This window comes from Nocardia barduliensis, from assembly GCF_013315795.1.
Classification (GTDB): domain Bacteria; phylum Actinomycetota; class Actinomycetes; order Mycobacteriales; family Mycobacteriaceae; genus Nocardia; species Nocardia barduliensis.
Map to the genome: position 1 here is coordinate 91,255 of NZ_JABLTE010000015.1, position 12,491 is coordinate 103,745.

General features: G+C 71.0%; 10 protein-coding genes. 7 read left to right on the forward strand and 3 right to left on the reverse strand.

Features of this window, described 5'->3' with window-relative positions:
• Positions 1 to 23: 23 nt before the first annotated feature.
• Complete coding sequence (locus tag HOV91_RS09450) at positions 24 to 677, forward strand: HemK2/MTQ2 family protein methyltransferase (protein WP_174185066.1); 654 nt, start codon at positions 24 to 26, stop codon at positions 675 to 677.
• A gap of 13 nt (positions 678 to 690) precedes the next feature.
• Positions 691 to 864 carry a CDGSH iron-sulfur domain-containing protein gene (locus HOV91_RS09455; RefSeq protein WP_086007479.1) on the forward strand — a complete coding sequence of 58 codons (174 nt, stop codon included), beginning with the start codon at positions 691 to 693 and terminating at the stop codon, positions 862 to 864.
• Positions 865 to 871: 7 nt separating this feature from the next.
• Here the strand turns inward: HOV91_RS09455 and HOV91_RS09460 are convergent, their stop codons facing one another.
• Positions 872 to 1,360: a CinA family protein gene (locus HOV91_RS09460; RefSeq protein WP_174185067.1), complete on the reverse strand. Its 489-nt coding sequence runs from the start codon at positions 1,358 to 1,360 to the stop codon at positions 872 to 874.
• 136 nt (positions 1,361 to 1,496) lie between these two features.
• Between HOV91_RS09460 and HOV91_RS09465 the strand changes: the two genes are divergently transcribed.
• On the forward strand, positions 1,497 to 1,997 hold the full coding sequence (locus tag HOV91_RS09465; RefSeq protein WP_174185068.1) for a hemerythrin domain-containing protein: 501 nt from the start codon (positions 1,497 to 1,499) through the stop codon (positions 1,995 to 1,997).
• A gap of 43 nt (positions 1,998 to 2,040) precedes the next feature.
• Here HOV91_RS09465 and HOV91_RS09470 read toward each other — a convergent pair whose 3' ends face one another.
• Positions 2,041 to 2,652: a flavodoxin family protein gene (locus tag HOV91_RS09470; protein WP_174185069.1), complete on the reverse strand. Its 612-nt coding sequence runs from the start codon at positions 2,650 to 2,652 to the stop codon at positions 2,041 to 2,043.
• 33 nt (positions 2,653 to 2,685) lie between these two features.
• On the reverse strand, positions 2,686 to 4,149 hold the full coding sequence (locus HOV91_RS09475) for an aminotransferase class I/II-fold pyridoxal phosphate-dependent enzyme (protein WP_174185070.1): 1,464 nt from the start codon (positions 4,147 to 4,149) through the stop codon (positions 2,686 to 2,688).
• A 106-nt stretch (positions 4,150 to 4,255) separates the two neighbouring features.
• Here HOV91_RS09475 and HOV91_RS09480 point away from each other — a divergent pair, with 106 nt between their 5' ends.
• From HOV91_RS09480 to HOV91_RS09495, 4 genes are all read left to right on the forward strand, one after another.
• Positions 4,256 to 5,446: a zinc-dependent alcohol dehydrogenase gene (locus tag HOV91_RS09480; RefSeq protein ID WP_174185071.1), complete on the forward strand. Its 1,191-nt coding sequence runs from the start codon at positions 4,256 to 4,258 to the stop codon at positions 5,444 to 5,446.
• Positions 5,447 to 5,540: 94 nt separating this feature from the next.
• Entirely contained in the window at positions 5,541 to 10,181 is a 4,641-nt protein-coding gene (locus tag HOV91_RS09485; RefSeq protein WP_174185072.1) for a cation-translocating P-type ATPase, read from the forward strand.
• A 48-nt stretch (positions 10,182 to 10,229) separates the two neighbouring features.
• A complete protein-coding gene (locus tag HOV91_RS09490; protein WP_174185073.1) occupies positions 10,230 to 12,011 on the forward strand; it encodes a thiamine pyrophosphate-requiring protein in 1,782 nt (593 codons plus the stop codon).
• Between the two features lie 18 nt (positions 12,012 to 12,029).
• Positions 12,030 to 12,491 (forward strand): hemerythrin domain-containing protein (locus HOV91_RS09495; RefSeq protein WP_174185074.1); only part of this gene is annotated, 462 nt, incomplete at its 3' end.

Below are 12,491 nucleotides of genomic sequence, written 5' to 3' on the forward strand. Positions count from 1 at the left end.
CAGCGGGCTATTCGCGACAAGTGATGTTGATTCGACCCCCCGGCGTCTATCCGCCGCAGCTGGACACCTGGTTGCTCGTGCGCGCTCTTTCCGAGGCCGGCGTTCCTCGCGGCGGTCACGCGCTGGACGTGTGCACGGGCACCGGCGCCTTGGCCGTGGCCGCCGCGCGCACCGGAGCGGCGCGGGTGACCGCGGTGGACGTGTCCCGATCCGCGGTGGTGTCGGCCTGGTTGAACTGCCGATTGCGGGGCATCGAGGCCGAGGTGCTGCGCGGTGACTTCGGCGCGGTGCTCGGCGGGCGCGAATTCGACCTGGTGCTGGCCAACCCGCCCTATGTCCCCGCTCCCGAGGGCACCGACACCCGCGGCATCGCTCGTGCCTGGGACGCCGGGACCAGCGGCAGGGTGATCCTGGACCAGTTGTGCGCGGCCCTGCCCACCCTGCTGAAACCGCGGGGTGTCGCGTTGATCGTGCATTCGACGCTGGCCGATCCCGATTCGACGCTGGACCAGTTGCGGGAGCGAGGCTTGAAGGCCGCGATCGTGGCGCGGGCGACGGTGCCGTTCGGGCCGGTGCTGCGCCGCCGCGCACAGTGGCTGGAGTCGGCCGGGCTCATCCGGCCCGGCCAGCGAATGGAAGATCTGGTGGTGATCCGTGCCGACCACATCCGACAATGAGCAGTCGCGTCGCGTGACACTCACCGCCGACGGCCCCGCGTTGATCGAGGGCCCGGTGGAAGTGGTGACCGCGGACGGCCGGACGATCCGCTGCGACCGGTTCATGGTGGCGCTGTGCCTGTGCAGGCGCTCGAAGAACTACCCGTTCTGCGACACCAGCCACCGCAAGCATCGCCGTTCGGCGTGAGCGCCGCTCACGCGGGCGAACGATCCGAGCGCAGCGCGCGCACGGTGTCCAGCAGCGACTCGGTGGCGCAGGCGACGGTCTGCGCGACCACGTCGGCCGGGTCGCCGTCGAACTGGCGGTGCCAGGCGCGGACCTCGTGCTCGGTGGCGATGGCGAACCAGACCGAGCCCGGCGGTTGACCGTCCTGCGGATCGGGGCCGCCCGCACCGGTGACCGACACGGCGACAACAGCTTTCAGCAAACCGCGGACGCCGGTGGCCATCGCTTCGGCCGCGGGCTGCGACACCACCGGAACGTCGGGCACTCCGAGGACGGTGTGCTTGACCTCCGAGCTGTAGGCCACCAGGCCGCCGCGGAACCATTCGGAGGAGTTCGGCGCGGCGCCCAGCGTGGCCGACAGCCGGCCGGAGGTCAGCGATTCGGCGACCGCCACGGTGATCTCCGACTGTCGCGCCAGTTCGGCCAGTTCGTGTGCGTACTCATCCGCGTGTGGCATCTGCGTCCTTCCTGCGCTGTCTCGGGCCCACCTTACGGCCCGGCGCAGGCCGGGCCGCACGGCAGGCGCGGGGTTTCGGCGGCGCGGCGCCGGGAATGTCGGCAAAAGACCGGCATCCGAAGCAAGGGAGATAGCGATGACGACCGATGCGATCGTGCTGCTGCGCGAGGATCACAAGGTGATACGGAAGCTGTTCCGCGAGTTCGAGAAGGCGGGTGAGAATGCCGTCGAGACCAAGGGGAAAGTGGTGAACAAGATCATCGAGGCGCTCACCGTGCACACCTACCTCGAGAACGAGTGCATGTACCCCGAGGTGCGCAAACTCGTTCCCGAACTCGAGGACGACATCTTGGAGTCCTACGAGGAGCACCATGTCGCCGATGTGCTGGTCACCGAGCTGGCGATGATGAAGCCCGACGACGAGCACTTCACCGCCAAGGCCACGGTGCTGATCGAGAGCGTCGACCACCACATCGACGAGGAAGAGAACGACTGGTTCCCGAAAGTGCGAGAGCGCCTTGGCCGCAAACAGCTTCAGGAAATCGGGGCGCGGCTGCAAGAACTCAGGAAGAAGGCGCCGACCTCGCCCGCCCAGCCCTCGGCGCTGAAGAAGACGGTCGACGCGGTACTGGCCTGAACGTCCGCGACCTCCCGCCGGTCACCGGCGGGAGGTGCGGGACTCACCCGGCGGGCGGGTACTGCTGGGTGCCGAGCACCCCGGCCAAGTGGGCGGCGTTCCTGGCCAGCGCCGCGGTGGCCGAGGCCACCGCTTTCGGCACCGAGTCGAGATCCTGGTAATCGGTTCCGCCCATGGCCTGATCGTTCCAGTACGTGCAACCCTGCGCGGGGATGGTGAACCCGATGTCGTTGAGCCCCTGGAACAGGTCGGCGACGATCTTGTGGGCGCCGTCCTCGTTGCCGACCACCGCGACCGTGGCCACTTTGCCGACCATCGCGGGCCTGCCCGCGTCGTCGGTCTCGGACAGTTCGGCGTCCAATCGCTCCAGCACCCGCTGCGCCACCGAGGACATGTGTCCCACCCAGGTGGGGGTCGAGACCAGCAGGATGTCGGCCGCCGCGATCCGCTCGCGGATCGACGGCCACTGGTCGCCGGGGCCCTCGTCGGCGGTGACCCCGGGCAGCACGTCGTAGTCGACCACGCGCAGCACCGTGCCCTGCACGCCGTGCTGGGCCAGCTCATCGAGCACCTGGCGGGCGATGAGGTCGCTGCTGGATTCGGCGGGTGACTTCTTCAGCGTGCATACCAGGGCGACGGCAGTCGGTCCGGCCATAACGAAATCTCCTTGCTCACAGTGTGATTCGGTTCATGCTCGGGCCACGACGCGGATCGTGCGCAGCTTGGGATCGGTGGCGTCCGGCACGTTCATTCCCGCGTCGAGTCCGGTGCGCAGATAGTCGACGACCGCCGCGTCGATCCGCTCGCCGGGCAACACCACCGGAATGCCCGGCGGGTACGGCGTGAGCTGCTCGGCGGCCACGCGGCCCACGGCCTCGCGCGCGTCCACCGCCTCGACCGGGCCGAAGAACGCGTCCCGCGGCAGCATCACGGTGTCCAACTGCAAGTCTTCCGGCGCGGGCAGCTGGATGCGGGGCGGGCGGGGATCGGTCAGCTGGTCGCGCCACGCCGCGACGGCGTCGACCAAGGTGTCGACGGTGTCCTTGTCGTCGGCGAGCGACAGTGTGGCGAGCACGCGGCGGTGGTCGCTGAGGCCCACGTCGAGGCGCCGGTGCTCGCGCAACCAGTCCGCGGCCTGATAGCCGCTGGCCCCGGTGCCGGACACGTCCATGAGCACCTGAAGCCGGTCGAGGTCGTGCGAGGCTTCGGCGCCGAGCAGCTCGTCCTCGAGCACCTCGATGCCGGGAATCTCGGCCAGCTGCCGCCTGGCCTGTTCGGCCACGCGCAGCGCCGCGCCGAGCAGTTCGTGCCCCTGCTCGACCATCTGCCTGCGCCAGCCGTCGAGCGCGGCGTAGACCAGCACATTCGGGCTGGTGGTCATCAGCAGGTCGGCGCATTCGCTGAGCCGGATCGGATCGATGAGATCGCCTTGCAGATGGAACACCGAGCCCTGTTCGAAGCCGGCGCCCATCTTGTGCACGCTGACCACGCAAAGGTCAGCGCCCGCGTCCATCGCCCAGGTGGGCAGGTCTTCGTGGAACGGCAGATGCGCGCCCCACGCCTCGTCGACGATGAGTGGCTTGCCGCGCTCGTGGCAGACGTCGGCGATGGCGGAGATGTCCGCGCAGGTGCCGTAGGGGCTCGGGCTCACGATCAGCGCGCCCGCGGCGTCGGGATGCTCGTCCCACGCCTGGCGCACCTGCCGGGGCGAAGGTGGATGGGAGAGATGGTGCTCGGCGTCCCATCGAGGCGTGATCCAGTGCGGCTGGACGCCGGAGAAGATGAGTCCGGCCACGATCGACTTGTGGCTGTCGCGGGGGACGAGCAGGCCGCCGTCGTGGCCGCCCGCGACCGCCATCATGGCCGCCTTCACCGACAGGGAACTGCCGCAGGTGGAGAAGAACGCGGATTCGGCGCGCACCGCGTCGGCCATCAGCGCCTCGGCGCGGGTGAGGTAGCCGCCGCGCGCGAGCCGGTCGTCCAAGCCCGCGATGGCCAGCACGTCGGAGCCGAAGGCGTCGCGGCCGATCACCTCCAGCACGCGTTCGTCGGTCCCGCGTCCTTGACGGTGCCCGGGGGGAGTGAAGCCGTACCGACCCAGCCGGTGATAGTCGGCAAGCGCTTCCAGCAGAGGAGCTCGTGTATGGTCCACGGCTTCCGCCTACCCTGCCGCTGTTCGGGCAAACTCGGGCGGAGTTTCGGGCCGGGGTGCCCGGGTAGCACGGGGAAGTGAGGACCCCGACCGGAGGAGCGCCCGGATGAAGGCAGTGACCTGGCAAGGACGACGCAAAGTCGCCGTGGAGACGGTGCCGGACCCGCGGATCGAGGCGCCGACGGACGCGATCATCGAGGTCACCTCCACCGGCATCTGCGGATCGGACCTGCATCTGTACGAAGTGCTCGGCGCGTACATGAGCAGTGGCGACGTGCTGGGCCACGAACCGATGGGACGGGTGGTCGAGACCGGTTCGGCCGTCACCCGGCTGGCCCCCGGTGACCGCGTCGTTATCCCGTTCCAGATCAGCTGCGGCGGCTGCTACATGTGCCGGACCGGGCTGCCCACCCAGTGCGAGACCACCCAGGTCCGCGAATACGGCTGCGGGGCGGCGCTGTTCGGGTATTCCAAGCTCTACGGGCAGGTGCCCGGCGGCCAAGCGGAATATCTGCGCGTGCCGCACGCGGACTTCACCCACGTCCGAGTACCCGACGGACCGCCCGATTCGCGATTCCTGTACCTGTCCGATGTGCTGCCCACCGCGTGGCAGGCGGTGGAATACGCCGCGGTGCCCGAGGGCGGATCGGTGACCGTGCTCGGGCTCGGCCCGATCGGGGACATGGCCTGCCGGGTCGCGGCACATCGCGGCTATCGCGTGATCGGTGTCGACCGGGTGCCCGAGCGGCTGGCGCGCGCGGCCGGACGCGGCGTCGAAGTGATCGACTCGGAGTCGGTCGACGAGCCGGTCGGCGACATCATCCGGGGGTGGACCGACGGCCGGGGCACCGACTCGGTCATCGACGCGGTCGGGATGGAGGCCCACGGCTCGCCGATCGCCTCGGTGGCGCAGCGCTCGGCGGCGTTCCTGCCGGACGTCGTGGCGCGGAAGGTGATGGACACCGCGGGCATCGACCGGCTCGCGGCGCTGCACTCCGCGATCGACATCGTCCGCCGCGGTGGCACGATCTCGCTGATCGGCGTCTACGGCGGCATGCTCGATCCGCTGCCGATGCGGGTGCTGTTCGACAAGCAGATCCAGGTGCGGATGGGACAGGCGAATGTCAAACGGTGGGTCGAGGACATCATGCCGCTGCTGAGCGACGGTGATCCGCTGGGCGTGGACACCTTCGCCACCCACCGCCTTCCGCTGACCGACGCCGCGCGGGCCTACGCGATGTTCCAGCAGAAAACCGACGGTGCGGTGAAGATCGTCCTCGACCCGACCGCCGACTGACCGGCGCAGCGGGTCCGCACCGGACCAGCCGCGGTCGTGCGCGACCGCGGCCGGGTCCGGTTTGCTCTGTCCGTGCCTGGGTAGCTCGCCGGGTATGAGCTTTTTACTACGCGGAGTCGTCTCGCCGTGGTGGCTCGAGGCGCCGACCTCCGTCGCGGCGGAGATGGCCCGTGCGGGTGTGGAGAAGGCCGTCGACCTGGGCGTCAAAGCGGCACAGGCGCCGGTGCAGGTGGTGGCGGCGGGCGCGCGAGCGGGTGCGTCGCTGCTGAACCTGCGCCGCGACGAGGAGCTGCGCGACGAGCTGGCGGCACTGGTCGATCCGCACGCGCTGCGTTCGCGCCGCCGGGTCGCCCTCTACGAGGACCGCGCCACGGTCGAGGTCCGTGGCCTGGACTCCGGCAAGAGCGAAGCCGTCACGCAGGCGCTGCACCGAACCCTCGACACCCGCCGCGACGTGCGCTGGTGGCGGGTCAACGCGGTGACCGGTCGCGTCGTTGCCGCGCTCACCCACGGTGCGGCCGACCTGCCCGCCCTGGTCGCGGCGATCGAGTCGGTGGAGGCCGACACCGCGGTCGGCGACCTGGACTGGAGTCGCGGCTGTGAACACCCCGGGGATCGGGAGCCGTTGCTGGCGGCCGGAATCCAGGTCGCGGGCGATGTGTGCGCGATCGGGTTGTCCACGGTCAGCGCGGTGCTCCCGCTGCGCGCGCCCGCCCGGGTCCTGCGCGCGGCCGCCGCCTTCGTCGACACCCAGCCCCGCCTGCGTAAACGGCTGGAGGAACAGCTCGGCCGCCCCCGGACGGACCTGGTGCTCACCACGGCCAACGCCATCGGCAACGCCCTCGGCAACAGCGCCGCAGCGGGCTCGGCGAACCTGCTGGTCGACGCGGTGCACCGCGGCTTCACGCTGACCGAGTCGCTGACCAGATACGCGCAGTGGCGCAACTGGGAGGCCGAGATCGACCGCCGTCCCGCGGAAGTGTGCGAACCGCTCTCGCCGCCGCCCCGCGTCGTGGACATGCCGCAGGGACCCATCGAACGGGTCGCCGACGAGACAGCCGCGGGCGCGCTCGTGGGCGCGGTCACCTCGGTACTGGGCGGTCGTGGCCTGCTGGGCGCGGCCGACGCGTTGGAACTCGGCGCGCCCAAGGCGGCACGGGCCAGCCGGGAGGCCTACGGCGCCATCGTCTCCACGGTCCTGGGCCGGGCGGGGGTGCTGACGATCCACCCGCGGGTGTGGCGGCGGCTGGACCGATTGTCGGCGCTGGTCGTCGACGGAGAGTCGCTGCTCACCGCACGCCGGATGGTGCTCGACGCGGAATCCCTCGACGAGAAATGGTCGGTCGCGGAGGTGTGGAGCGCGAGCCAGCGCCTGCTGTGGGATCGGGAAACCGCCGAGGATCCGGAGGGCGACTCGCGGCCGAAGGGTCTCGACCCGGCATCCGACGGCCACCGGCGGCTGGTGCACCCGACGACCGGCAAGGCCGAGCAGGGCCTCACGCGCCGCCCGGTATGGCGGGAACTGCACGACAACGGGAAACCGGTGGGGCGGGTACTGGTCGGACGCGAACTGGACCGGCGCGCGCACGCGGTGCTGGGCCGTGCCCGCAGCGCGGGCCTGCGCGTCACCCTCGTCGCGGGCGACGACGCCGCGGAGTTGCGGTCGCTGGCCGACGAATTCGTCTCCCCGTCGCGCTCGCTGAGCAAGCTGGTGCGCACCTTGCAGCAAGACGGTCACGTCGTCGCCGTGCTGAGTCCCCGCGCGCACCGGGCCTTGGCGTTCGCCGACGTGGCGATCGGCATTGCCACCCGCGAGGACAACGCGCTGCAGATGCCATGGACCGCCGACGTGGTCTGCCGCGACCTCGGGCAGGCGCTGAGCGTGCTGGCCACCGTGGGCCCGGCACGTCAAGTCAGTGAACGCGGCCGCTCGCTGGCCCTGTCGGCGGCCGCGCTGGGCGGACTGCTGCTGGCCGTCGCGCCGGGCAGCGCGGGCAGGTCCTCGCCCATGACCGCGGCGCACTACACCGGTCTGCTCAGCGGCGCCTACACCGGATGGCGGTCGGCGCGGACGCAACCACCGGCCACGCTCGCCCCGCTGCTGCCCTGGCACGCCCTGGAACCCGACGAGGTGCTGAGCCGGTTGCCCGAGCCCGTCGCGCTGGAGCAGCGAGCTCAGCCCGGCGCCGCGGCGCGCATCCCCGGCGCGAGCGTGATCGCCTCGGCGGCGTCGTTCGCCGGCCAGCTGCGCCGCGAACTGTCCGATCCGCTGACCCCGATCCTCGGGGTCGGCGCGGTCGCCACCGCCGTGCTCGGCGCGCCGTCGGACGCGGTGTTGCTGTCGTCGGTGCTCGCGGTCAACGCGCTGGTCTCCGCCTGGCAGCGCCAGCGCGCCGAGGACGCGCTGCATCGTTTGTTCGAGCGCGAACAGCTCACCGCCCGGGTGATCGATCGCACCGAACTCGACGCGAGCGAACCGGACGAACGCCGGGTGCCCGCGAACCTGCTGACTCTCGGCGACGTGATCGTGCTGCGCGCCGGGGACGTGGTCCCCGCCGACGCGCGGCTGCTGCGCGCCGACGACCTCGAGATGGACGAATCCGGGCTCACCGGCGAATCGATCACGGTCGATAAGCACGTCCCCGCCACGCCGGGCGCGGCGGTGGCCGACCGTGCCTGCATGGTCTTCGACGGCAGCACCGTGGTCAACGGAACCGGTCGCGCGGTCGTCGTGGCCGTCGGCTCCGACACTCAGGCAGGCCGTGCCGCCGCCGGGGCCATTCCGCCGGAAAAGGGCGGTGTGCAGGCGCAGTTGCGCCGCTTGACCGACCGCGCCCTGCCGCTGACCTTGACCGGCGGCGGGGTCGTGACCGGGCTGGGGATGCTGCGGGGCAGGCCACTGCGGACCGCGATCGCCGACGGCGTGGCGGTGGCGGTCGCGGCGGTGCCCGAGGGCCTGCCGCTGGTGGCCACCGTCGCGCAGCTCGCCGCGGCCCGCAGGCTGTCCCGGCACGGCGTGCTGGTGCGCGCCAGCCGCACGGTCGAGGCGCTGGGCCGGGTGGACACCCTGTGCTTCGACAAGACCGGCACCCTCACCGAGGGGCGGCTGCGCCTGACCACGGTGGCCGACCTGGACGCGCAATGGTCCCCGGACACCGACTCCGAAGACGCTCGCCGGCTGCTGCGCGCCGCGGCACGCGCCTGCCCGGACCCCACCGAGGGCCCGATCGTGCACGCCACCGACCGTGCGGTGCTGGAGGCCGCGGAGCAGGCGCTCGGTGACGACGTCCGCCGCTGGGATCCGATCGAGGAGATACCCTTCGAATCCAACCGCGGCTACGCCGCCACGCTGGGGCACACCGCCCACAAACTGCGGCTGATCGTGAAGGGCGCGCCCGAGGTCGTGCTGTCGCGCTGCACCAAAGTGCGATCGGACGACACCGATCACCCCTTGGACGAGCGGGTGCGCGAGCGCGCCGAAGGGGCGGTGCGCGACCTCGCCCAGCAGGGCCTGCGCGTCCTGGTGGTGGCGCGGCGTGACCTGCCCGCCGAACCCGACGACGTCGAGGCGGCGGTGGAGGAACTCACCCTGCTCGGCTTCATCGGCCTGGCCGACGCCCCGCGCCCGCAGACGCTGCCGCTGGTCACCGCGTTGCAGCGCAACGGCATCAGCGTGCGCATGATCACCGGCGACCACCCGGTGACCGCGGCGGCGGTGGCCCGCCAACTCGGCATCGAGGCGGGGGAGGTGGTGACCGGCGCGGATCTGGACGGTCTGGACGAGACCGCCCAGGCGGAGCTGATCGAACACGGCACGGTCTTCGCCCGCGTCGCTCCGGAACAGAAGGTGCGCATCGTGGCGGCGCTGCGCCGCGCCGGTCACGTCGTCGGCATGACCGGCGACGGCAGCAACGACGCGGCCGCGATCCGCACCGCCGACGTCGGAATCGGTTTGGCCGCACAGGGTTCGGTCGCCGCCCGCAATGCCGCCGACATGGTGCTCACCCGGCCCGATCCGCTGGTGCTGCTGCACGCCCTCGTCGAAGGGCGCGGCATGTGGCAGCGGGTCACCGAGGCGGTCGGCGTCCTGGTCGGCGGCAACGCGGGCGAGGTGGCGTTCACGCTGTACGGCACCGCCGTCAGCGGCCAGGCGCCGCTGGGCACCCGGCAGTTCCTGCTGGTGAACATGCTCACCGACATGTTCCCGGCGATGGCGCTTGCGCTGTCGCGCGACGGGGACGCGGTCGATCCCGACGACGCCGACGATCCGCAGTCCCAGGCGCAGCGGGCGGCCGAACGGCTCGCCGACCTCCCGCGCGCGCACCTGGGCACCGACTTGCTGCGCACCCTCGGCGTCCGCGGCGTCGCCACCGCCACCAGCGCGTCGGTCGCCTGGACCCTCGGCCGCGTGACCGGCACGCAACGCCGCGCCGCCACCATCGGCCTGGTCGCGCTCATCGGAACCCAGCTGGGGCAGACGCTGGTCTCCGGCTACCGCAGCCCGCTGGTGTGGATCACCACCGCGGCCAGCGGCGCGGTGCTCGGCGCGGTGGTGATGACACCGGGGCTGTGCACCTATTTCGGTTGCCGCCCGCTGGATCCGGTGGGGTGGGGGATCGCGACCACGTGCTCGGTGACCGCCACCGCCGCCGCGGCGCTGCTTCCCGGATTGCTGTACAAGCCGGACACCGCCGAGGACGGTGACCCGCTGATTGGGGCCGCAACGCCCGGGTAACCGCCCGGCGACGGACCCTGCCACCGGCACATGGACAGGAGGAACCCGATGGCTCGACAGGTCGGCGACTACGTGGTGCAACGCTTGCGGGAATGGGGCGTCGAGCAGGTTTTCGGCTATCCCGGCGACGGGATCAACGGTCTGATCGCCGCTTTCGGCCGCGCGGACGACAAGCCGGCGTTCATCCAAGCTCGCCACGAGGAGATGTCGGCGTTCCAGGCCACCGGATACGCCAAGTTCAGCGGCAAGGTGGGCGTGTGCACCGCGACCTCGGGGCCGGGGGCGATCCATCTGCTCAACGGTTTGTACGACGCGAAACTCGACCACGTCCCGGTGGTCGCGATCGTCGGGCAGACCGCCCGTAGCGCGATGGGCGGCAGCTACCAGCAGGAAGTCGATCTGCAAAACCTGTTCAAGGACGTCGCTTCGGACTATCTGGTCGAGGTGAACGTGGCCAGCCAGCTGCCCAACGCGCTGGACCGCGCCTTCCGGATCGCGGCCGCGCGCCGCGCCCCTACCGCGGTGATCCTGCCGTCGGATCTGCAAGAAGAGCAGTACGAGCCGCCGCGGCACGCGTTCAAGCAGGTGCCGTCGAGCCCGCCCGGAACGGCCTCGGCGCGAGTGATTCCCGCGCACGATGACATCCGGCGCGCGGCGGAGGTGCTCGACGCCGGATCGAAGGTGGCGATCCTGATCGGGCAGGGCGCCCGCTCGGCCGCCGACGAGGTGGTCGAACTCGCCGAGCGTACCGGCGCGGGTGTGGCGAAGGCGTTGCTGGGCAAGGACGTGCTGCCCGACGATCTGCCGTTCGTCACCGGCGCGATCGGATTGCTCGGCAGCAGGCCCAGTTACGAGCTCATGCGCGACTGCGACACGCTGCTGATCGTCGGATCGAACTTTCCCTACAGCCAGTTCCTGCCCGAATTCGGACAAGCGCGCGCGGTGCAGATCGATATCGACGGCACCATGATCGGCATGCGGTACCCGACCGAGGTGAACCTGGTCGGTGACGCGAGATCGACGCTGGCCGAGTTGATTCCGCTGGTGCGGCGCAAGGACGACCGCGCGTGGCGGGAACGGATCGAGAAGAACGTCGCCCGCTGGTGGCAGACGATCGAACGCCAATGCCTGCTGGACGCCGAGCCGGTCAACCCCATGCGGGTGGTCTGGGAGCTGTCCGAACGCATTCCCGACAACGCCATCGTCACCGCGGATTCGGGGTCCTCCACCAACTGGTACGCGCGCTGCCTGCGTATGCGCGGCCGGATGCGCGGGTCGCTGTCGGGCACGCTGGCCACCATGGGCCCCGGCGTGCCCTACGCCATCGGCGCCAAGTTCGCCCACCCGGACCGTCCGGCGATCGCGCTGGTCGGGGACGGCGCCATGCAGATGAACGGCCTGGCCGAACTGCTCACCATCGCCCGCTACCGCCCGCGCTGGAGCGACCCGCGCCTGGTCGTGTGCGTGTTCCACAACAACGACCTCAACCAGGTCACCTGGGAGCTGCGCGCCATGGGCGGCGCACCGAAATTCGAGGAATCCCAAACCCTGCCCGACGTCTCCTACGCCGAGTTCGCGCGCACCGCAGGCCTGACCGGCATCACCGTGCGCACACCCGAGGAGCTCGGCCCGGCTTGGGACAGCGCCCTGCACGCCGACGGCCCGGTGGTGCTCGACGTGCACTGCGACCCCGACGTGCCGCCGATCCCGCCGCACGCGACCTGGGATCAGATGAAGGACACCGCCGAAGCCGTGCTGCGCGGCGACCCCGACGCGTGGCACCTCATCGCGCAGGGCGCGAAAACCAAAGTCCAGGAGTTCATTCCGTAGCGACAGGAAGAGTGTGCGATGACCGATCAGGATGTCGTCGAACTGCTGACCGCCCAGCACGAGGAGATCTTCGCGCTGCTGGCGCGACTGAAGGCGGGTGACGGCGCGAAACAGGATCTGTTCACCGAGCTGGTGCGGTTGCTGGCCGTGCACGAAAGCGCCGAGGAGGAGGTGGTGCATCCGGTCGCCGGACGGGCCCGCTTCGGCGCCGACGCCGACATCGTGCAGCCGCGACTGGAGGAGGAGAACGCCGCCAAACGCGCGTTGGCCGACCTGTACGACCTCGGGGTGGACCATCCCGATTTCGATGCCGAGCTCGCGAAGTTCGCCGACGCCGTCGCCGAGCACGCCGCGCACGAGGAGACCGAGGAGTTCACTCTGCTGCGCGCCCAGTTCTCCACCAATCAGCTGCGGCGAATGGCGGGCTCGGTACGCGCCGCCGAGGCCGTGGCACCCACCCGCCCGCACCTGTCTCTTATA

Bases quoted from the DNA above. Each gene is read 5' to 3' on its own strand.
- HOV91_RS09480 (WP_174185071.1), top strand. From the start codon at position 4,256: ATGAAGGCAGTGACCTGGCAAGGACGACGCAAAGTCGCCGTGGAGACG.
- HOV91_RS09450 (WP_174185066.1), top strand. From the start codon at position 24: ATGTTGATTCGACCCCCCGGCGTCTATCCGCCGCAGCTGGACACCTGG.
- HOV91_RS09460 (WP_174185067.1), bottom strand. From the start codon at position 1,360: ATGCCACACGCGGATGAGTACGCACACGAACTGGCCGAACTGGCGCGA.
- HOV91_RS09490 (WP_174185073.1), top strand. From the start codon at position 10,230: ATGGCTCGACAGGTCGGCGACTACGTGGTGCAACGCTTGCGGGAATGG.
- HOV91_RS09485 (WP_174185072.1), top strand. From the start codon at position 5,541: ATGAGCTTTTTACTACGCGGAGTCGTCTCGCCGTGGTGGCTCGAGGCG.
- HOV91_RS09465 (WP_174185068.1), top strand. From the start codon at position 1,497: ATGACGACCGATGCGATCGTGCTGCTGCGCGAGGATCACAAGGTGATA.
- HOV91_RS09470 (WP_174185069.1), bottom strand. From the start codon at position 2,652: ATGGCCGGACCGACTGCCGTCGCCCTGGTATGCACGCTGAAGAAGTCA.